At 67.9% G+C, this 21,082-nt stretch carries 20 protein-coding genes; 9 read left to right on the forward strand and 11 right to left on the reverse strand.

The features are described from left to right. The first annotated feature begins 1 nt into the window (after position 1). The 3 genes from trxB to ACFWGD_RS10180 all read left to right on the forward strand — a co-directional run bounded on the left by trxB (position 2) and on the right by ACFWGD_RS10180 (position 2,565). Positions 2–931, forward strand: coding sequence for a thioredoxin-disulfide reductase (gene trxB, locus ACFWGD_RS10170; RefSeq protein ID WP_377778584.1), 930 nt, complete (start codon positions 2–4; stop codon positions 929–931). A 53-nt stretch (positions 932–984) separates the two neighbouring features. Continuing rightward, on the forward strand, positions 985–1,308 hold the full coding sequence (trxA, locus tag ACFWGD_RS10175) for a thioredoxin (protein ID WP_377778665.1): 324 nt from the start codon (positions 985–987) through the stop codon (positions 1,306–1,308). Positions 1,309–1,377: 69 nt separating this feature from the next. Further along, entirely contained in the window at positions 1,378–2,565 is a 1,188-nt protein-coding gene (locus tag ACFWGD_RS10180) for an N-acetylmuramoyl-L-alanine amidase (RefSeq protein ID WP_377778585.1), read from the forward strand. On the opposite strand, the gene ACFWGD_RS10185 is transcribed toward ACFWGD_RS10180, so the two are convergent. From ACFWGD_RS10185 to rpmH, 8 genes are all read right to left on the reverse strand, one after another. Next, complete coding sequence (locus ACFWGD_RS10185; RefSeq protein ID WP_377778586.1) at positions 2,523–3,491, reverse strand: hypothetical protein; 969 nt, start codon at positions 3,489–3,491, stop codon at positions 2,523–2,525. The two genes, ACFWGD_RS10180 and ACFWGD_RS10185, sit on opposite strands and share 43 nt — an antisense overlap. Positions 3,492–3,501: 10 nt before the next feature. Further along, on the reverse strand, positions 3,502–4,848 hold the full coding sequence (locus tag ACFWGD_RS10190) for a ParB/RepB/Spo0J family partition protein (RefSeq protein WP_377778587.1): 1,347 nt from the start codon (positions 4,846–4,848) through the stop codon (positions 3,502–3,504). A gap of 15 nt (positions 4,849–4,863) precedes the next feature. Continuing rightward, positions 4,864–5,790: a ParA family protein gene (locus tag ACFWGD_RS10195; protein WP_377778588.1), complete on the reverse strand. Its 927-nt coding sequence runs from the start codon at positions 5,788–5,790 to the stop codon at positions 4,864–4,866. Between the two features lie 194 nt (positions 5,791–5,984). After that, positions 5,985–6,611 carry a 16S rRNA (guanine(527)-N(7))-methyltransferase RsmG gene (rsmG, locus tag ACFWGD_RS10200; protein ID WP_377778666.1) on the reverse strand — a complete coding sequence of 209 codons (627 nt, stop codon included), beginning with the start codon at positions 6,609–6,611 and terminating at the stop codon, positions 5,985–5,987. A gap of 558 nt (positions 6,612–7,169) precedes the next feature. Then, on the reverse strand, positions 7,170–8,399 hold the full coding sequence (gene yidC, locus ACFWGD_RS10205) for a membrane protein insertase YidC (protein WP_377778589.1): 1,230 nt from the start codon (positions 8,397–8,399) through the stop codon (positions 7,170–7,172). 63 nt (positions 8,400–8,462) lie between these two features. Beyond that, positions 8,463–8,807 (reverse strand): membrane protein insertion efficiency factor YidD, encoded by a 345-nt coding sequence (yidD, locus tag ACFWGD_RS10210; RefSeq protein ID WP_377778590.1) that lies wholly within the window; start codon positions 8,805–8,807, stop codon positions 8,463–8,465. Further along, positions 8,770–9,123, reverse strand: a complete 354-nt coding sequence (rnpA, locus tag ACFWGD_RS10215) for a ribonuclease P protein component (protein WP_377778591.1) — start codon at positions 9,121–9,123, stop codon at positions 8,770–8,772. Before rnpA ends, yidD begins: the two co-directional genes overlap by 38 nt. Before the next feature lie 15 nt (positions 9,124–9,138). Next, a complete protein-coding gene (gene rpmH, locus ACFWGD_RS10220) occupies positions 9,139–9,276 on the reverse strand; it encodes a 50S ribosomal protein L34 (RefSeq protein WP_046650975.1) in 138 nt (45 codons plus the stop codon). A 609-nt stretch (positions 9,277–9,885) separates the two neighbouring features. Between rpmH and dnaA the strand changes: the two genes are divergently transcribed. The 5 genes from dnaA (at position 9,886) to gyrB (ending at position 17,590) form a co-directional block, all read left to right on the forward strand. Continuing rightward, positions 9,886–11,685, forward strand: coding sequence for a chromosomal replication initiator protein DnaA (gene dnaA / locus ACFWGD_RS10225; protein ID WP_377778592.1), 1,800 nt, complete (start codon positions 9,886–9,888; stop codon positions 11,683–11,685). Positions 11,686–12,216: 531 nt separating this feature from the next. Continuing rightward, positions 12,217–13,407, forward strand: a complete 1,191-nt coding sequence (dnaN, locus tag ACFWGD_RS10230; protein ID WP_377778593.1) for a DNA polymerase III subunit beta — start codon at positions 12,217–12,219, stop codon at positions 13,405–13,407. Between the two features lie 52 nt (positions 13,408–13,459). Continuing rightward, positions 13,460–14,728 carry a DNA replication/repair protein RecF gene (gene recF, locus ACFWGD_RS10235; protein ID WP_377778594.1) on the forward strand — a complete coding sequence of 423 codons (1,269 nt, stop codon included), beginning with the start codon at positions 13,460–13,462 and terminating at the stop codon, positions 14,726–14,728. Continuing rightward, positions 14,725–15,360: a DUF721 domain-containing protein gene (locus tag ACFWGD_RS10240; RefSeq protein ID WP_377778595.1), complete on the forward strand. Its 636-nt coding sequence runs from the start codon at positions 14,725–14,727 to the stop codon at positions 15,358–15,360. Before recF ends, ACFWGD_RS10240 begins: the two co-directional genes overlap by 4 nt. A gap of 172 nt (positions 15,361–15,532) precedes the next feature. Continuing rightward, entirely contained in the window at positions 15,533–17,590 is a 2,058-nt protein-coding gene (gyrB, locus tag ACFWGD_RS10245) for a DNA topoisomerase (ATP-hydrolyzing) subunit B (protein WP_377778596.1), read from the forward strand. A 190-nt stretch (positions 17,591–17,780) separates the two neighbouring features. On the opposite strand, the gene ACFWGD_RS10250 is transcribed toward gyrB, so the two are convergent. Further along, complete coding sequence (locus ACFWGD_RS10250) at positions 17,781–19,262, reverse strand: lipase family protein (RefSeq protein ID WP_377778597.1); 1,482 nt, start codon at positions 19,260–19,262, stop codon at positions 17,781–17,783. Positions 19,263–19,438: 176 nt separating this feature from the next. Here ACFWGD_RS10250 and ACFWGD_RS10255 point away from each other — a divergent pair, with 176 nt between their 5' ends. Beyond that, entirely contained in the window at positions 19,439–20,413 is a 975-nt protein-coding gene (locus tag ACFWGD_RS10255) for an alpha/beta fold hydrolase (protein ID WP_377778598.1), read from the forward strand. Positions 20,414–20,492: 79 nt separating this feature from the next. Here the strand turns inward: ACFWGD_RS10255 and ACFWGD_RS10260 are convergent, their stop codons facing one another. Further along, positions 20,493–20,831: a hypothetical protein gene (locus ACFWGD_RS10260; RefSeq protein WP_377778599.1), complete on the reverse strand. Its 339-nt coding sequence runs from the start codon at positions 20,829–20,831 to the stop codon at positions 20,493–20,495. Next, positions 20,831–21,034: a CopG family transcriptional regulator gene (locus tag ACFWGD_RS10265; RefSeq protein ID WP_377778600.1), complete on the reverse strand. Its 204-nt coding sequence runs from the start codon at positions 21,032–21,034 to the stop codon at positions 20,831–20,833. The genes ACFWGD_RS10260 and ACFWGD_RS10265 overlap by 1 nt, the downstream gene beginning before the upstream one ends. Positions 21,035–21,082: the final 48 nt, after the last annotated feature.

Below are 21,082 nucleotides of genomic sequence, written 5' to 3' on the forward strand. Positions count from 1 at the left end.
AATGCCCGACACCATCCACGACGTCATCATCGTCGGCTCCGGCCCCGCCGGATACACCGCCGCCATCTACGCCGCCCGCGCCGAGCTCAAGCCCGTCGTGTTCGAGGGCGTCGAATTCGGCGGATCGCTGATGACCACGACGGAGGTGGAGAACTTCCCCGGCTTCGCCGAGGGCATCCAGGGCCCCGACCTCATGGACCAGATGCGCGCCCAGGCCGAGCGATTCGGCGCCGACCTGCGCATGGAGCTCGTCGACCGCATGGACCTGAGCGGCGACGTGAAGTCCGTGTGGGTCGGCGACGAGGAGCACAAGGGCCGCACCGTCATCCTCGCCATGGGCGCCGCCCCGCGTTACCTCGGCGTGCCCGGCGAGCAGGAGCTGCTCGGCCACGGCGTCAGCTCCTGCGCCACCTGCGACGGCTTCTTCTTCCGCGACCACGACATCGCCGTCATCGGCGGCGGCGACTCCGCGATGGAGGAGGCGACGTTCCTGACCAAGTTCGCCAAGTCCGTGACCATCGTCCACCGCCGCGAGGAGTTCCGCGCGTCGGCGATCATGGAGGAGCGCGCCCGCAACAACGACAAGATCCGCTTCGCCACCAACAAGGTCGTCGAGGAGGTCGTCGGCGAGGGCTCCGTCACCGCGCTGAAGCTCAAGGACACCGTCACCGGCGAAACCTCCGAGCTGCCGGTCACCGCCATGTTCGTGGCCATCGGCCACGACCCGCGCTCGCAGATGATCGTCGGCCAGGTCGACCTGGACGAGTCGGGCTACGTCAAGGTGGACTCGCCGTCGACGCGCACCTCCGTGCCCGGCGTCTTCGCCGCCGGCGACCTGGTCGATTCCCACTACCAGCAGGCCATTTCCGCCGCCGGCACGGGCTGCACCGCCGCCATCGACGCCGAGCACCACCTGGCGTCGCTGACGTAGGCCACCGCTCCTGATATACTTGTCCAATATAATTTCGATTAACTTTTAGGAGAATCATGTCCGTAGTCACCGTCACCGCCGCGAACTTCAAGTCCACGGTCATCGAGTCCGACAAGCCGGTCCTCGTCGACTTCTGGGCCGAATGGTGCGGCCCCTGCCGCAAGCTGGCCCCCGTCGTCGAGGAACTGGCCGCCGAGATGGGCGACCAGGCCGTGATCGCCAAGTGCGACATCGAGGCCGAGCGCACCCTGGCCGCGATGTTCCAGATCATGTCCATTCCGGCGCTGCTGATCTTCAAGGGCGGCCAGAAGGTCGACGAGATCGTCGGCGTCAAGCCCAAGGCCGAGATCCGCCGCAAGGTTGAAGCTCAGCTCTAACTGGTAGCGTGTGAACATGGGCGTCTGATCGAGGTGCCCATCGGAGCATGCCAAGGAAGGGGACGCCCGGTGCCGGAGTATCTGCAGGTGGGGGAGCGATCGCCGCGTGTAGCGGAGGTGCGCACCACGCTGGCCAGACTTGGCCTTCTGCCGGAGTACGCCGGGGACGCCGTCCAGCAGGATTCGCCGCAATGGAGCGGCGATGACGACCTTTTCGACGACGGCCTGCGCCACGCCCTGCTGGAGTTCCAGCAGTCCCGCGGCATTTACGCCGATGGCGTCATCCGCGACTCGACACTCAAGGCGCTGCGCGAGGCGTCCTACGTCCTCGGCGCCCGCGTCCTGTCGTTCGACCCGCTGGGCCCGCTGACGGGCGATGACATCGGCCAGCTGCAGGACGTCCTGCAGGAGCTGGGGTTCTTCGACACCCGCGTCGACGGCCACTTCGGCCCACTCACCGACGCCGCGGTGCGCGAGTACCAGCTCAACTACGGACTCGAGCCCGACGGCATCTGCGGCCCCGTGACGTTCCGGGCGCTGAGCTACCTGGGCCGCCGCGTCAAGGGCGGCTCCCACGTGGCCATGCACGAGCGCGAGCAGGTGCGCGCGGCCGGCCCGAAGCTGTCCGGCAAGCGCGTCGTCATCGATCCGGGCCGCAGCAGCACCGATCCGGGCATGTCGGTCCAGGGCCCGTACGGGTCCATCACCGAGGAAGAGGTCCTGTGGGACCTCGCCTCCCGCGTGGAGGGCCGCCTGGTCGCCGCCGGAGCCGAGACGATCCTGTCGCGCCCCCGCACCGGCGATCCGTCGATCGAGGAGCGCGCCGAGATGGCCAACGCCTTCGGCGCGGACGTCATGATCTCCCTGCGCGCCGACCGCTACCCCAATGAGCGAGCCTCTGGCCTGGCCACCTTCTACTTCGGTTCGATGGTGGGCAACAGCTCGATTCTGGGCCAGCAGCTCTCGGGCCTGATCCAGCGCGAGATCGTCGCCCGCACGCCGCTGACGGATTGCCGCACCCATGCGCGCACGTGGGATCTGATGCGCCTGACGCGAATGCCCACCGTCGAGGTCGTCGTGGGCTACCTGACCAATCCCGATGACGTCGAGGTGCTGACGTCCCCCGACCGCCGCGACCAGATCGCCGAGGCGATCGTCATCGGCGTCAAGCGGCTCTACCTCACCGAAGAGGACGATCAGCCGCTGACGGGCACCTACAGCTTCGTCGAACTCCTGGAAGCGGAGAAGGACGCGTAGAACTGCGCGGCGACCAGCTGGTCGAGCGCATCGGTGACGGCCGCGGCCCAGTCGAGCTCGGGGTCGAGTTCGCGGCGCAGGCGCGGATGCGTGGGGTGGGGGGCCACCACGGTGAAACCGGAATTGATGAGCACGCGGGTGGGGATGACGTCGCCCGCCCCGTGATTGACCGCGCCGAGCGCCGTCGACTCGCAGCGGTGCGGCGCCCGCGGGGCATCGACCGAATGGAGGATCGACTCCGTCAGGGACATCTCCTCGCGGGGGATGGCGTTCTCCCCGTCGTCGCCGCCGCCTGAGCAGCCGAATGCCTCGACCGCCTTGATGCCGCGGCCGGCCAGGTGGGTCACGGCGGCGCCGACCAGCGATTCTTCGATGCCCTGATCCGCCATGATCGGGTCGATGTGGAGGCTGGTGAGCATCACCGCATCCGCGGCCACGGGGCCGGTGGGCATGCGGCGGGAGGTCGGCGCGAATCGCGGCGGGACGAAGAGGATCGTCGCCATGACCCCCTTGCTCGCCTCTTCCGACATGCTGAAGCCGCACAGGCCCCAATCGACGCGCACGCGATTGAGCCAGAGCTCCTTCTCCAGCTCGGCGTCCATTCCCCCCTGGGTGCGGTGGGCGCCCGATCCGGGCCCCAGCGGCCCCAGTGGCCCCGTGGGGCCTCCGGAGCCGCCGGACCCGCTCTTGGTGCCCATCGGCGTCCCCGTCCCCTCAGGGCCGCCCTGGAGGCCCATTTTGCGCCACGGATTGCCGACGACGCGGTTCGGGTCGGCCACCGGATCTTCCGGGCCAGCCGGTGCACCGGCACCCGCCGCCGGACGGGACTCTTCGGGCTCGACTTCCCAGAAGAGGCTGCGCATCGTGTCGGGGTGGATCGTCCGGCGGTTGGCCAGGTCGATCGGCCCGATGAATCCGGGGGACATGGGGGCCGACTCAGTGCTCGCCGGAGTCGTCGATCATCGACATGATCCGGTCGAAGTCCTCGAGGTCGCCGAACTCGATGACGATGCGCCCCTTGCGCTTCCCCATCGTCGCCGACACCTTGGTGTCGAAGCTGTCCGACAGCCGGTCCGCCCACACCGTGAGCTTCTCCGGTTGGGGGAGCGGTTCGCGCTTGCGGGGCGAGGCCGCATCCTCGCCGCGATTGATCAGCGTCACCGCCTCTTCCGTCGCGCGCACCGACAGGCCTTCGGACACGATGCGGGCGGCCAGCGCCGACTGATCCTCCGGTCCCGTCTTCACGCCGAGCAGTGCGCGAGCGTGGCCGGCGGTGAGCACGCCGGCCGCGACGCGCCGCTGCACGTCGACGGGAAGCTGGAGCAGGCGGATCATGTTCGTGATCGCCGGGCGGGACCGGCCGATGCGGTCGGCGAGCTGCGCCTGCGTCACGTCGAACTCCTCGAGCAGCTGCTGGTACGCGGCGGCCTCTTCCAGCGGATTCAGCTGAACGCGGTGGATGTTCTCCAGCAGGGCGTCGCGCAGCATCGACGAGTCGGACGTCTCGCGGATGATCGCCGGAATGGCGTCGAGGCCCGCGAGCTGGCTCGCGCGCCAACGGCGCTCGCCCATGATGATCTCGAACTCCGGCTGCGGCGCCTCCGGATCCTTCGCCCGGGCATCCTCGAACGCCTTCTCCCGGACGTCATCGCCGATGGGCCGGACGACGATCGGCTGCATCAAGCCGAACTCGCGGATCGAGTGCGCGAGCTCGCGCAACGGTTCCTCGTCGAACACCTCGCGCGGCTGGCGCGGGTTCGGGACGATCAGCGGTATGGGAATCTCCCGATACGACGCGCCAATGTCATTCGCGTCGACTTCGGTCGCGCCGCCGTCCATCACACCGGAGTCGGCCGCACCGCTCTCGGTCGTGGCGTTGCCGACGGTTCCGCTCTCGACCCGATTGCCGGCGGCCGCACCGGCACCCCGATGAGCGCCCGTCTTCCCCGCGGATGTTTCACGTGAAACATCATCGCTTGCTTTACGACGATTCTGCGTATCGTCACTGTGACGCTTTGAGCCACTCCCGCCGGACGAGTCCTTTACGTCACTGTGACGCTTTGTAGAATTGTCGCCGGCCGCCGCCGATCGACGGTCGGCGAAAGCAGCATCCCCGCCATCCTCCGACAGACCGGAGGATGCCGACCGCCGGGACTTCGGGCCGAAAATGATGTCGGCGGCATCGGCGCCGACGGCCGGGTTCTGTTCCGGCGCGGTCGGGATGAGCGCGGCCAAACCGCGGCCAAGGCCGCCGCGGCGGGTTTCCTTCTTGTCCTGTGCCATTGAGCGGTCCTCCGTCTAGTGGTTCTCGGGAGCGACGCCGATGGCACCGCTGCTGGGGGAGGGGACATAGTCGCCGCGAGCGGCGAGTTCCTTCGCCGCATCCATGTAGGCGAGCGCTCCCCGGGATCCAGGGTCGTAGCTGATGATCGTCTGGCCGTAGCCGGGGGCCTCGGACACCTTCACCGAACGGGGGATGACGTTGCGCAGCACGGCGTCGCCAAAGTGCCGGCGCACCTCGTTGGCCACCTCGTCGGCAAGCTTGGTGCGACCGTCGTACATGGTCAGCAAGACCGCGGAGATGTGAAGATCCGGGTTGAGGTGCTGGCGGATCATCTGGACGTTGTTGAGCAGCTGGGTGACCCCCTCCAGCGCGTAGAACTCGCACTGGATGGGGATGATGACCTCGGAGGCCGCGGTCATGGAGTTCAGGGTCAGCAAGCCCAGCGACGGCGGGCAATCGATGATCAGGTAGTCGAACCCGTGCTCCTGCAGGAACTCATCGGTGATGGCCTGGCGCAGGCGACGCTCGCGATTGAAGAGGTTGACCAGTTCGATCTCCGAGCCGGCGAGATCAAGGGTCGCGGGGATGCACCACAGATTCTCGTTCTCCGGCGACTGCTGCATCGCCTCCTCCGGGGAGACTTCGCCGATCAGCACCTCGTATGTGGACACGGTGCCGCTGAGATGCTCGACGTCGAGGGCGGTCGACGCGTTGCCCTGCGGATCATTGTCGATGACCAGAACCTTCAGGCCATGATGGGCGAGAGCCGAGGCGAAGTTCACCGCCGACGTGGTCTTGCCGACGCCGCCCTTCTGGTTGGCGAAGGCAATCCGCCGGGTGTTCTCCGGCTTGGGCAACGTGAGCTTGTTGGGCCCCTTGACCTGTGCCGCGCGTCGAGCAGCTGCTGCGATCGGCGAATCTTCCCACGACTTGCGGGCCATCAATTATCCCCTTCAGCTCCGGATTCACTCCGGGTCTTCAACCAAATTTCCCTTGGTCCACATGCGGGAAGGACCTCCGAGGGGAGATCCCCCGCGGGGTCCATCGTATGGCTCTCACTCTAGCCCTTCGCCCGGATGAGCCTCAATGCCACAGGGCGCCCGATGTTTCACGTGAAACATCGGGGGAGGGGTGGCTACATCTTCCGGATCTGCACGACGTACGTCGGAGTCTCGAGCAGGTCCTTGCCAACCTCCACGATGACCGGATGGCGGCCCTTCGACTTCTTGATGAGCTTCGCATCGCGCTCGATCTCTTCGGCTGCGGACGATCCCTTCATGGCGATCATCTGGCCGTTCGTGCGCACGAGCGGCAGCGACCAGCCGGCGAGCTTGCCCAGTGGAGCAACCGCGCGCGAGGTCACGACGTCGACGAGCCCAACCTCCTTGCGGACGGCCTTTTCCTCGGCACGGCCCCGGATCACCCGGACGTTGTCCAGGCCCAAGTCGGCGACGACCTCGTCAAGGAAGGTCGTGCGGCGCAGCAACGGCTCGATGAGGATGACGTCGACGTCGGGCCGCGCAATCGCCAGGGGAATGCCCGGAAGCCCGGCACCGGAGCCGATGTCCGCCACGGTGGCGTCGTCGGGAATGACGTCCGCCAGCGCGGCGCAGTTGAGAATATGGCGGTCCCACAGGCGGGGGACCTCGCGGGGTCCGATCAAGCCCCGGACGGTCGCATGCTCGGCGAGCCACCAGTGGTAGCGGTCGGCGAGGGATTCACGATCGCGAAACGCGTCCTGAATCGCGTCGTCCGGGCGGATGACATCCTCCGCTCGGTACTCCTCGTTCGCGACTGCACCATCCTCGGAGGCCGCCTCGTCTCGGGCGTTGCCTTCTGCCTGGGTCATGTACTTGCCATCCTTCTTCATCAATGTGCGGTAGATGTTCATCAATGTGCGCTAGGTGCCGATCTTGAATTCTGGTCAAAAGGCCACCGGTGGGCGTTCCGGCGCGATCTGCACAACGCAAGTTAGCGCGTTCGAACCGGACCCGACGCCCGCGCCCGATGTTTCACGTGAAACATCGCAACTCTCGCCGACCGCATCAGTCCGAACCTCCGAACCATCGAATCGCGAACTCCATCCAACGGCGACCCGGCAGATCATTCGACGGACACGATGCCGCTACGCCCGAGCCGAAATGACATCCATGTCATTCGCCGTCCCGGAAAACCGACCAATACACGATGATCGACGATGGGCTCCCGCCATACGGCGGCCGCTTCCGATCAACGCCCCAAGTGTACGGGCACGAAAAAACGCCCCACCATATCGGTGGGGCGTTCTTTCCTGGGTTGCGTAGACGACGGGCGTCAGCGGCTACCGCCGGTTCTTGCGGCTCTTCTTCGAGGACTTCCGCTGGCCCGGGGCCGGCTTCTGTCCGGGCGCCGGAGTCGACTGCGCGGCTCCGGTCTCGGAAGCGGCCACAGCGTCTCCCGACGCGGTGGCGGACGCATCGGCGTTCACGGCAGCGTCGGCGGCACCGGTGGAATCGGCGGCCGACGCCGAGGCACCCTCCGACGCCTTCGAGGCGGGGGACTGAGGCAGGTGGCTCTTCTTGGCCGCCTTCTTGCCGCCCTTCTTCGGGTTGTTCGGCTTGACGCCGACCTTGGGGGCCATCTTCTCCTGGGAGATTCGCTTGGCCTCCTTCTCGGCCTCCAGCTCCGCCTCTTCCTCGCGGTCGATCTTGTTGAAGATGTACTTCTGCTGGAAGTAGGTCCACACGTTGTTGGTGACCATGTAGACGAGCAGGCCGATGTGCCACAGGAAGCCCGTCGCCAGAATCATGATGGGCATGAACCAGAGCATCATCTTGTTCATCATGTCCATCTGCTGGCCCATCATGCCCTCGGCCTGCTGCTGCAGGCCGGCGGCCTGGCGGCGCTGGGTGCGGCTGATGGACATGCGGGCGTTGAAGTGGATCGTCGCCGCCGAGATGATCATCAGCGGGATGGCCACGATCATGATGTCCATGCGGGTGAAGTCCGCGGCGGTGCCGGGCTCCGTGAAGGCCGCGTACTGCGACTGGTCCATGCCGACCGAGGCCGACAGGGGAGCGTTGAACACGCGCGCCAGCAGGAACGACTGGACGTCGGGAACCTTGAAGAAGTAGTTCGCCGTGTTCCAGTTCTGCTCCACGGACATGGAGCTCTGGCCGACGGCCGCCGCACCCTCGCCGGTGCGGTTGAACGAGCGCAGCACGTGGAACAGGCCGATGAACACCGGCATCTGCACGAGCAGCGGCAGGCAGCCGGCCAGCGGGTTGACGCCCATCTCCTTCTGGAGCTTGCGCATCTCCATGGCCTGGGCCTGCTGGTCGTTCTTGTACTTCTTCTTGATCTCCGCCATCTTCGGCTGCATCTTCTGCATCTTGATGGCGGAACGCTGCTGCTTGAGCATCGGCTTGATCAGCAGGATTCGGATGGTCGCCACCAGCAGCATGATGGCGAGCACCCAGGAAATTCCCGAAGCCGGGTCCAGGAACAGGCCGAACGCCTGATGCCAGAACCAGAGTACGGCCGAAATCGGCCAATAGACGAAGTTAAGCACGGTCTGGTGTGTCTCCTGTCGTGGGGGATTGCGGCCGTCTACGCGTCAGCCTCGGCGCCCAGGTTACCCGTGCATGCGCCGCCACCAGGAACCCAGGCCGGGATAGGTGCGGGGCACGGGATCCCAGCCGCCGGGGTGCCACGGGGCGCAGCGGAAGATCCGGAGCAGGGTCAGCCACAGGCCGCGGATCGCGCCGTGGCGGCGGACGGCCTCGAGCCCGTAGGCCGAGCACGTCGGTTCGAACCGGCACGTGCCGGTGCCCTTGGCGGGGGACAGGCGCCGGCGGTAGAACAGGATCGCCGTCTCGGCCAGGCGGGCCAGGGGCCCGCGCGCCTGCTTTGCGACGCCCACCTCTCCGTCGTCCGCCGGGTCAGCGCTTTCGGGCCCGGTCGAGTGCCTTGCGCACATCGGTGGCCAACTCCTCGCTGGTGGCGGCCGCCGAAGCGGGAAGGGCGCGGATGACGAGGTCCGCGGTGGAGGGGACGTCGTCAAGCAACTCCAGAACCACGTGCCGGAGCTTGCGGGTCACCGCATGCCGGACCACCGAATTGCCGACGCCCTTGGAAACGACGAAGCCGACGCGCGGACCCCCGGAACGGGAGATCGGCGCGTCGGCGGCGTCGAGGTAATGCAGGACGATGGTCCTGCGCCCGAACCTGCGGCCCCGGCGGACCGTGACGGAGAAATCTCCGGAACGATGCAGCTTGTGCTGCGCGGGGAGCACGGTTCGGATCCGCTGCTAGGCGGTCAGGCGGGCGCGGCCCTTGTTGCGGCGGGCGGCGACCACGGCGCGGCCCGAACGGGTGCGCATGCGGGTACGGAAGCCGTGCACGCGGGCACGACGGCGGTTATTCGGCTGGAACGTCCGCTTGGACACGGTGTCACTCCTTGGTTTCAGGGACCGGGACCGCGGGTGAACGCGAAACCGGCCCGAACGATTGTTTTCACACCCCCCGCGGAAACCGGCCGGCGAAGCCGGACATCCCCTGCGGCGGGCCCGCTAGGCGCAGGAACCGGTGGAATCGGCGCCCGCGCAGATGCGGTGAACACATCGGCGACCCAGGGCGCACCCGGGGTCGCGGATATGACAGACCTGACCAGGGTACGTTGACGCGCGCCGCCAATACAAATCCGGCACCCCTCCGCGCGTCGCGGGGGATGACACTCCGGCGCCAGGCGACACGCGGCGCGACCTGTGACGATGCTGAGCCGTGCACATGAATCCACAGCCCCGAAAGTGGCCGCAACTGTGGATAACTGTTGTCACACCAGTAACACGCGACCTGCACGTTCACTGTAAACATGCAGGTCGCGGGGCGGCAAAACCCCGAATCCCGCGGCAACACGGGGTGTGGATAGACTGTTGAGAAATCGCGGCCGAAAATTGCTCCACACCTGTGCATCAAGGTGTGGAAGCCCTGGCCATCGGCCCAACACGGTGTGGACCGAAATCCCACAGCCGAACAACCCCCGAAGGACCATTTCGTTGACCACCCCCAGCCGAGATTTCCACGACACCTGGACCCAGGTCGTCGACATGCTCATCCAGGGCACCGACGTGCGCGACGGGGAACCGCAGCCGCTGAAGACGAACCACAAGGCCCTGCTGCGGTCGGTGCAGCCGGTCGGCCAGGTCAACGGGTTCGTGCTGCTGGCCACCGGCAGCGAAATGGTGCAGACCCTGGTCAAGGAAGAGCTCGCGGCGCGGATCGAAAGCGCGCTGGGCATCATCACCGGTGACCAGCAGCAGGTCGTGGTGACCATCTCCGAGGAATCCGGGTCCGGCGAATCCGGTGATGGCGCCGCGGCGACCGGCGCCGGCGCGATGCCCGGCGGTGCGGCGGGGCAGCACAACCCGGGGCAGCACATCCCGGGTCCCCAGGCCGGCGGCCAGCACCCGGGGCATCAGACTCCGGGACACCAGGCTCCGGGACATCAGCCCGGTTCCCGACCCGCAGATGACCGCGGCACCACCGCGTGGCAGACCCTCGAATTCGAGCGCGACGCCCGCGAGTCGGCTGAAATCGGCGATCCGCGCCACCGGACTGGGGGAGTCGCCGGCCATGGCCAGGGCTCGACGCAGATGCCCCAGCAGGCCCCCGGCCAGCACGTTTCCCGCACCCCGCTCGGCCATCAGCCGCCGGCGGCGACGCACGGTGCCGGCGCGCAGAACCAGGGCACGGCCGCCGACCTCTTCGGCCAGGGCAAGTACCACCTGTCGGAGCTGCAGAACCCGATGAGCCAGCCGGTGGAAGAGCCGACGCTGAACCCGAAGTACACCTTCGAAACGTTCGTCATCGGCCCGCAAAACCGCTTCGCCGCCGCGGCCGCCGCCGCCGTCGCCGAACAGCCGGCCCGCGCCTACAACCCGCTGTTCATCTCCGGCGGCTCCGGCCTGGGCAAGACGCACCTGCTCCACGCGATCGGCCATTACGCCACGGCCCTGGACCCGAAGCTGCGCGTTCGCTACGTGTCGTCGGAGGAGTTCACCAACGACTTCATCAACTCGGTGCGCGACGACGCCCAGGAGAGCTTCAAGCGCCGCTACCGCGACCTGGACATCCTCATCGTCGACGACATCCAGTTCTTGGAAGGCAAGGAAGGCACCCAGGAGGAGTTCTTCCACACGTTCAATGCCCTCCACCAGGCAGATCGCCAGATCGTGCTGTCCTCGGACCGCCCTCCGCGCGAGCTGAAGACGCTGGAGGAGCGCCTGCGCACCCGCTTCGAGTGGGGCCTCACCCCGGACCTGCAGCTGCCTGACCTGGAGACGCGGATCGCCATCCTGTCCAAGAAGGCCCAGCTCGACCGCCTCAACGTCCCGCACGATGTCCTGCAGTTCATCGCCGAGCACACCGCCTCGTCGATCCGCGAGCTCGAGGGCCGCCTGCTGCAGGTCACCGCGCAGGCGTCGCTGCTGAAGATGCCGGTGTCGCTGGCACTTGCCGAGGAGATCATCGGCTCGGACAGCGCCGAGGTCGAGATCACGCCCGACATCATCATTTCCGCGACCGCCGAGTTCTACGGCCTCACCGTCGCCGACCTCACCGGCCCCGGCAAGACCCGCCCGGTCTCCCACGCCCGCCAGGTCGCCATGTACCTGACCAGGTCGCTCATCGACATTTCGCTGCCGGCCATCGGCAAGGTCTTCGGCAACCGCGATCATTCGACCGTGCTGTACGCGCACCGGAAGATCCAGAAGGAGATCACCGACAAGCGCGCCACCCACGACCAGGTCAACGACCTGACCACGCGGATCCGCGAGCGCTCCCGCACCGTCGGCTGATTCCAGGGCGGGGTGCCGGGACAGCGCGCTTGCTTTGCGACCATCACGGCGCATTCCTTACTTAATGCGTGTAATTACTTCTGTGTAATTCGGAGAGCCGCGTCACACCGAACCTGTGGTCAACCAGCCGATTTCGGTTCACCGACCTGTGGATGAAAACGCGTCTTCTGTGGAAGAATCCGGAGATCGCTGATCCATCCACAGAACGCCCGGTTCATCCACAGAATCATCAACTTTCGCTCCACACGAGGATCTCCGAGCCGACCTGCGGCGCGGACGGCGGCTCACAGAATTCACAGCCCCTACTACTTCTTCCAACCTTTCATCTCAATCAACGTCCGAGAAAAAGGGGCATGTCGACAAACCGCGCAGCGACCGACGCCGGCCGCGCGCCGAACGACAAGATCTCGGAGACCCCGGTCATGGCCCGGGCGAAACTGGGTTAAGGTTGGGGTTCGAAGAAAGACCGGCGAAGGCCGGACCGCCCGCGACCGCGGGCGGATGACGATTCGTGGAATTCATGGAGGGACGATGGAGCAGACGGACGTGCGTCTCCGCGCCGCCAAGGACGATCTCGCTGACGCGGTGGGGTGGGTCGCACGTAATCTGCCGACGCGTCCGACGCAGCCGATCCTCCGCGGAATGGTCTTCACCGCCGGCGACGACGGCCTGGAGATCACCGGATACGACTACGAGGTGTCCACGCAGATCCGCATCGCCGCGGAGATCTCCGAGACCGGTCGTTTCGCGGTCAACGGCAAGCTGGTCTCCGACATCGTCTCCAAGCTGCCCAACAAGCCGATCGACATGCATTACGACGGCACGAAGGTGCTGGTCACCTGCGGAAAGTCGCGATTCGAGCTGCCCGCGATGACGCTGGAGGACTACCCGGCGCTGCCGTCGGTGCCCGCCGCCACCGGCACGATCGACCCGCAGCTGTTCACCGAGGCCATCGGCCAGGTGGCCGTGGCCGCCGGCCGCGACGAGACGCTGCCGATGCTCACCGGCATCCGCATGGAAACCGAGGGCGACACGGTCACCATGGCCGCGACCGACCGTTTCCGCCTGGCCGTGCGCACGTTCCAGTGGAACCAGATCCCGGACGGCAACGCCGAGCTGCTCATCCCGGCCAAGACGCTGGCCGACACCGCGCGCTCGCTGGACTCAGGTTCCAGTGAGCCGGTCACCCTGGCATTCGGCGATGGATCCGACGGCCGCACCGTCGGCGCCGATGGCCTGCTGGGCATCCTCGCCGATCCCCGCCGCACCACCACGCGCCTGCTCGACGCGGAATTCCCGAAGTTCCGGCCGCTGCTGCCGAAGCAGCACTCGTCGCTGGCGTCGGTGCGCATCGATCCGCTGCGCGAGGCCATCCGCCGCGTGTCCCTGGTCGCCGATCGCGGCGCCCAGATCCGCATGGACTTCTCCGAGGGCCAGGTCGTCCTGTCCGCCCACGGCGACGAAGCCGGCCGGGCCGAGGAAGTGCTGGAATGCGCCTTCGTCGGCGAGCCGCTGCTCATCGCGTTCAACCCGGGCTACCTGTCCGACGGCCTGTCGGCGATCCACACCGATCGCGTGGTCATGGGCTTCACGCAGCCGTCGCGCCCCGCGGTGCTCATCCCCGAGCCGGATGAGCTGCCGGAGGCCGGCGAGGACGGCATGTTCCCGAACCCGGAGACGGAATTCACGTACCTGCTGATGCCCGTCCGCCTTCCGGGCTGACCGGCGCCGACCGGGCGGAAGGGATGCGGGGCGCGGTCCCCGCGGTGCCGACATGTATCTGCGTTCGCTGAGCCTGCGCGACTTCCGGTCGTGGCCGGACCTGAGCCTTGAGCTGGAACCCGGCATCACCGTGTTCACCGGCCGCAACGGGTACGGCAAGACCAACATCGTCGAAGCCGTCGGTTACCTGTCCACGCTGTCGTCGCATCGCATTTCCACCGATGCGCCGTTGGTCAGGTCGGGTGCGGACACGGCGCGGATCTCGGCCACGGCGGTCAACGACGGCCGCGAGCTCACCGCGCACCTGCTGATCAACCCGCACCGCGCCAATCAGGCGCAGCTCAACCGCACCCGCCTGCGCAGCCCCCGCGAGCTGCTGGGCACCGTGCGGTCGGTGTTCTTCGCTCCGGAGGATCTGGAGCTGGTCAAGGGCGAGCCGGCGCAGCGCCGGCGCTACCTCGATGACCTGCTGGCGGTGCGCCGCCCGCGCATGGCCGGGGCGCGCCTGGAGTACGACCGCATTCTCCGCCAGCGAAACGCGCTGCTCAAGACCGCCGGCGGTTCGCTGCGCCGCGGCTACTCGACGGCGGAGGGCCAGGCGGCGCTGGCCACGCTGGATACGTGGGATGCGCAGTTGGCCCACGTCGGGGCGATCATCACCGCCGCCCGCATCGCGCTGGTCCAGGAGCTCGGCCCGCGCGTCGTCGAGGCGTATGCAACGCTCGCCCCCTCGTCGCGGCCGGCCACCGTCGATTACCGCACGAAGCTGCCGGTCGACGACGTCCCCGCCGATGCCGAGGTCATCGAGGCACTCCTGCTCACCGAGCTCGGCGCCCGCCGCCACCGTGAGATCGAGCGCGGCCTCAGCCTCGTCGGCCCGCACCGCGATGACCTGCAGCTCAACCTCGGAAACGACATGGCCAAGGGCTTCGCCAGCCACGGGGAGACCTGGTCGTTCGCGCTGTCGCTGCGCCTGGCCGCGTATCTCATGCTCCGCGAGGAGGGCCCGGACCCGGTGCTCGTCCTCGACGACGTCTTCGCCGAGCTCGATCGCCATCGCCGCGAGGCGCTGGTTGGCATCGCGAAGCAGGCCGAGCAGGTGCTCATCACCTCCGCCGTCGGCGAGGAGCTCCCGGACGGGCTTTCCGACGTCGCGAACCTGAGCACGCACGTCGTTTCCGTCGAAGAGACCGGGTCGGGACGGATCTCCGTCCTCGATGCGGAATCGGACGATGCGGAACCGAACGATGGAGAAGGAGAAGGCACCGGCGACGAAGAGTCCGCCACCGCGGATCCGGAAACCGATGGCGGTGCGCCATGACCGACGGGGACGCTCCGGACCTGGTCGGCGACGTATTCGGCCGCATGCGGTCGACGGCGAAAATGGGAGGCAAGAACCCTCCATCCCTGCAGCGCCCTGCCCGGAAGAACTCGGGATTCACGCTGGAGGCGGGGCCGCGCGTCGTCAAGCGAAACGAGGACGGCGATGCGGTCTCCGGCAGCGGGGAAACGGTCCCCGTCGTCCGCGATCGCGCCGGCACGCGCGTGCCGCAACGGCTGCTGTACCGGGAGGGCATCCGCATCCGCCGGCAGCGCGACCGCAGCCCGCTGGCCTTCGGCGCGATCCTCGCAGGCCAGTCGGACGAGCGGGGCTGGCGGCGCAACATCGCCAACGGCATCATCATGTCGAAATGGCCGGAGATCGTGGGCGAGGTCATCGCCGATCACGCGGAGGTCGTGGAGTTCAAGGAGGGCGAACTCGTGGTGCAATGCGCCTCGAGCACGTGGGCGACGCAGCTGCGGCTGGCGCAATCGGCCATCCTGAAGACGATCGCGGAGGAGGTCGGGGACGGGATCGTCGAAAAGCTGCAGATCAAGGGCCCGTCGGGGCCGAGCTGGACCAAGGGGCGCCTGCGGGTGAAGGGCCGCGGGCCGCGCGACACCTACGGATAGGCCGCCGGATCCGGTTGTATTCGCCGCGCAATGGTGGATCACACCGAGCGGATTTCGCGAAAATCGGCGCTGAACGCCTTTTTCCCGCGCCCTGATGCGCGTCCGGTGGGGGACTACGGGGTAAGATGGAGCGGTATATCAAGCGCACCAACAAAGGGAGACCGGTTCCACAGTGGCTGCCACCGAAAACCATTACGACGCCTCATCGATCACCATCCTCGAGGGGCTCGAGGCCGTCCGCAAACGACCCGGCATGTACATCGGCTCGACGGGCGAGCGCGGCCTGCACCACCTGGTGTGGGAGGTCGTGGACAACTCCGTCGACGAGGCGATGGCCGGGTACGCGTCCGAGGTCAAGGTGACGCTGCTGGAGGACGGCGGCGTCGAGGTCGTCGACGACGGCCGCGGCATCCCGGTGGAGATGCACCCGACGGGCGCGCCGACGGTGCAGGTCGTCATGACCCAGCTCCACGCCGGCGGCAAGTTCGACTCCGAGTCCTACGCCGTGTCCGGCGGCCTCCACGGCGTCGGCATTTCCGTGGTCAACGCGCTGTCGACGCGCGTCGAGGCGGAGATCATCCGCGACGGCAACGTGTGGTTCCAGAACTTCAACACCGCCGTGCCGGAAGACCTGGTGCAGGGCAAGAAGGCCCGTGGCTCGGGAACGACCATCCGGTTCTGGCCGGACGCGGAGATCTTCGAGACCACCGAGTTCAACTTCGACACCATCGCCCGCCGCCTGCGCGAGATGGCGTTCCTGAACAAGGGCCTGACCATCACGCTCACCGACAAGCGCGTGTCGGAGGCTGAGCTGGAGGCCGAGGCGCTGGCCGAGCAGGCCGAGAAGGAGTCGGCCGCGCTGGTCGACGACGCCGAGGGCGGCAACGGCGCCGGCGAGGGCACCGAGGACCAGGTGGCCAAGGCGAAGAAGCGCCGCGAGAAGAAAAAGGTCTACCACTTCCCGAACGGCCTGCAGGACTACGTCGAGTCGCTGAACAAGTCGAAGAACATCATCCACCCCTCGATCATCAGCTTCGAGGCCGGCGGCGAGGGCCATGAGGTCGAGATCGCCATGCAGTGGAACAACGGCTACTCGGAGTCGGTGCACACCTTCGCCAACACCATCAACACCATCGAGGGCGGCACCCACGAGGAGGGCTTCCGTTCCGCGCTGACGTCGCTGATGAACCGCTACGCCCGCGAGCACAAGCTGCTCAAGGACAAGGAAGCCAACCTCACCGGCGAGGACGCCCGCGAGGGCCTGGCCGCGGTGATTTCCGTGCGCGTGGCGGACCCGCAGTTCGAGGGCCAGACGAAGACGAAGCTGGGCAACACCGAGATCCGCTCCTTCGTGCAGCGCATGACCAACGAGCACATCGCGCACTGGCTGGAGGCGAATCCGGCGGAGGCGAAGGCGATCGTCAACAAGGCGATCGCGTCGGCCCATGCCCGCCAGGCGGCCCGCAAGGCCCGTGACCTGGTGCGCCGCAAGTCCGCGACGGATCTGGGCGGCCTGCCCGGCAAGCTGGCGGATTGCCGCTCGAAGGATCCGATGAAGTCGGAGCTGTTCGTGGTGGAGGGCGATTCCGCCGGTGGTTCGGCGAAGTCGGGCCGCAACTCCATGTTCCAGGCGATCCTGCCGCTGCGAGGCAAGATCCTCAACGTGGAGAAGGCGCGCCTGGACAAGACGCTGAAGAACGCCGAGGTCCAGGCGATCATCACGGCGCTGGGCACGGGCATCCACGACGAGTTCGATCTGTCCAAGCTGCGCTACCACAAGATCGTGCTCATGGCCGACGCCGACGTCGACGGCCAGCACATTGCGACGCTGCTGCTCACGCTGCTGTTCCGCCTGATGCGCCCGCTCATCGACGAGGGCCACGTCTACCTGGCCCAGCCGCCGCTGTACAAGCTCAAGTGGGGCAAGGGCGAGCCGGGCTTCGCGTTCTCCGATGCCGAGCGCGACCAGATGGTCGCCGAGGGCCTGGCCGCCGGCCGGAAGATCAACAAGGACGACGGCATCCAGCGCTACAAGGGCCTGGGCGAGATGAACGCCTCGGAGCTGTGGGAGACCACCATGGATCCGGATCACCGCGTGCTGCGCCAGGTCGCGCTGGAGGATGCGCAGAAGGCCGACGAGCTGTTCACCATCCTCATGGGCGATGACGTCGCGTCGCGCCGTTCCTTCATCACCCGCAACGCCAAGGACGTCCGCTTCCTGGACGTCTAGGCCGCACACGGGTCCCGGGGCCGGTTCCGGTTGGACCGGCCCCGACCTGTTGCTTTACGACGCCGATGGGGCGCCGGCAACCGTTCCGAAATAGAATGGTTGACGGCGCCCCATTATCGTGAACGGCCACCGGTTTTTAGCGGTGGCCGTCGCAAAGCAGCCGGACGGCTACTCGGGCCCTACCCGGACCCTATTCGGACGAAGACGGGATCGGGATCTCGCCGGAGCCGCCGGGGATGACGGCGCCCGAGCAGGCGCCCGTCGCCGGCGCGCCGTTGAACATGGCCAGGATGAAGCCGACGCCGAAGGGCGCGCCGCTGACCGCCTGCGCGAAGTGGTTGTAGGTGTTGATCTTCGGCAGGACGTCATCGCGGTAGAACACCTGGCCGCCGGCCGCGCACCACTGGTCGGCGAGGTCGCGGGCCTGGTGGTACTCGACGTTGAGGTCGTGGCGGCCCGAGACGATCATCGTCGGGGCGGCGGGGACGCCGTGGCCGATGTACTGGTCGTCCATGGCCTTGCGGCCCTCGGGGATGTCGCCCAGGGTCTCGTCGAGGCTGCGGCCGCCCTCGGTCCACTCGTTGGTGCGCTGGTTGCCGTACTTCTTGGTGATCTCATCGGTGCACATGGTGGACAGGTCCTCGAGGGTGTCCTTGCCGCGCTGGTTCATGTGGCGGTCCATGATCGGCGCGAGCTCCGGGTAACGCGCGGCCAGGCCGTTGATGGTGAAGCCGATGGCGCCGACCAGGTCGGATCCGTCGATGTTGCGCTGCACCGCGTCGAGGTTGGCCGGGGGCGCCGAGGCGTAGGCGGCGGCGACGTCGAGCTCCGGGGCGTAGGCGGTGGCGGCCTCGACCGCCGCGGCGGAGGCGCCGCCGCCCTGCGAGTGGCCGTAGAAGGCGACCTGGCCAGTGCCGCCGGCGATGTTGCGGGCGGCGCGGGCGCCGTCGAGCATCGCGTGGGCTTGCTCGGCGCGGTTCATGTACGTGTGCATGCCCGGCGTGCCCATGCCGATGTAATCGGTGACGAACACCCGGACGCCCGCGGCGGCGAAGACGCGGTCGTAGATTCCCTCCAGGTTGACCAGGCGGCCCGAGCTGATCGGATCGGCGTGGTTGTCCAGCGGCCAATTGCGCGACGGGGCGCACTGATCGCCCTGGCCGACCGTGCCGCGGCCGATGACCACGGTCGGGCGCTCGCCCTGGCCCATCCACGGCGTCGCGGGCTCGACCATGTAGCCGCTGACCGGCACGGCGTTGCCGTGCATGTCGGTGGTGGAGTACAGCACCTTGGTCACCGACTCCGGCATCGGGTACGGCAGCTCCGGCGGCAGGGGAGACGCCGTGGCCGGGGTGGTGCGCAGGATCGAGCCCGGGGCGCCGGCCGTGACCGTCGTCGTGTCGTAGAAGGGGTCGTACGGGACCTTGTCGCCGGCCGAGGCGTCGGCGTTTTCGCCGGCACCTCCGCCGGAGCCGCCCGAGGACCCGGCGGAACCGGCACCCGGCAGGCCCGGCATGCCCGGCAGTTCAGGGCTCCCGGTCGCACCCGGCAGACCCGGCAGCTCGGGGAGGTTCGGGGCGGCGGCGGCCGGGGTGAGCAGGCCCCCGATCGTCATGGTGCTGGCAAGGAACGCGGCGGCGGCGCGGCGCCGGAATCGAGTCGAGGATCGCATGTTCCGGATTATTCACAAACGTAAACTAGCGTGCGGACGTTTTCGCGAAAAACCCCTCGCTGCCAGTGAATTTGACGGGTACATCAGCGAAGTGGAACGTCGAAACTCCCGCGCAACACCGTTCTCGGCGCCGGCCCGGTTTTCCCCCCGCCGCAACCGGGGATATCGTATCGCCCGTGAACGAACACGAGGACAAGGCGAATTCCGAAGCCGCGGAGATTCCCGGGGACATCGTCCCGGGCGCCGACGGCGAGCGCGTCGAATCCGTCTCCCGCACCCGCGAGGAGCCGGAGATGATCGAGCGCGTCCTCCTCGACGGTTCGGTCACCCCGATGCAGGTGCATCGGCCCGTCGGAAAGCCCCAGGCGATCGTGGTGTTCTTCCCGGGCTTCGGCATGGGCGCGCGCTACTACTGGCCGATGGCGCAGGAGCTGCGCGATCGCGGTTACGCGGTGCTCGTCTCCGAGCTCCACGGCCAGGGCGGCCAGACCGCCCGGGCGACGCGGCGCCAGCAGTGGGGCTACCACGAGCTGGCCGCCATCGACTTCCCGGCCGCCGTCGCTGCCGCGCGCACCGAGTTCGAGGAGCCCGGCGAGCGCCTTCCCCTCTATCTCATGTGCCATTCGATGGGCGGGCAGATCGGGTCGCTGTACCTGTCGCGCCCGGAGGCCGACGTCGACGGCATGATCACGGTCGGCTCCGGAACGCCCCACTACATCCGCTTCGCGGGCCGCGAGTACATCCGCCTGTGCTGGGGCGGGCCGGTGATGTGGACCGCGGCGACGATCCTCGGCTACTGGCCGGCGGGTCCGTGGGACCTGGCCCGGTACGGCCGTCAGTCGGGCCGGCACGTCCGCGAGTGGGCCATGTTCGCCCGCAACGGCCGCCTGCACCCGACGAAGGCGGACCAGGATTATGAGCGCGAGATGCCCAAGGTCACCACGCCCGTGCTCATGCTGACCTGCGACGGAGACCGCGATTGCACCCCGGATTCCGCCATGGACCTGGCTTCCCGCCTGCCCAAGGCCGCCCGTTTCGAGTTCGTCGACCGCCGCCTCGGCCACAACCGCTGGGCGCGCGAGCCGGAGGCGGTTGCGGATCGCTTCGAGACGTGGATCCAGGAGCTTGACGACGGCCGGCCCTGGCCCTGATCGCCCCAATCCCCGGTGCGCCGGGGGAGCCGTCGGCCGGTAACGGTGGCGGCGGCGATGGTGATGGCGCAGCCCCGGTTCAGTGAGCGGGGTGCCGCACGCCCGCGATGGCCGCGGCGCGGTCGAAGGACATGTGCGTGCCCGCCAGCCGGCCCCGCACCATCACCGCCGTCACCGCGAAGGCATCGTTGCCGCGGTCCAGGGGTTTGAGCCGGCGCAAAGTCTCCGCCATCGCCCGCAGCCGATCCTCGAGCCCGGCGTGCACGTCGACGCCGGCGATGGACCCCTCTTCCGCGGCGGCCGCCGCGGACAGTGCCCACGGTCGCACGATGGCGGCGCCGTCGAACTCCGGCAGCAGCTCGGCGAGCACGTCGACGACCGACACCAGGTCTTCGGCGGACAGAGGGCGGATCGGCATCAGCGGGCCAGGCGCCGCAGCACCGCGGCGTGGGATTCGACGGTCTCGGCGGCGAGCATGCGCACCTCCGCATCCCGTACCGAGCGGGCCGCGGCCTCCACGATCGCCCGCCGGGCCGCCTCCTGCTTCGACGTGCCGGCCGTGGCCGCCAGCAACGCCAGTGCCCGATCTTCGGCGGGGCTGAGCCGCAACGTCATCGCCATGGCGCCAGAATAACGCCCGCGGCGCAAAAGTGGTATCACGGTGATACC

Source organism: Corynebacterium sp. NPDC060344, assembly GCF_042725215.1.
Lineage (GTDB): Bacteria > Actinomycetota > Actinomycetes > Mycobacteriales > Mycobacteriaceae > Corynebacterium.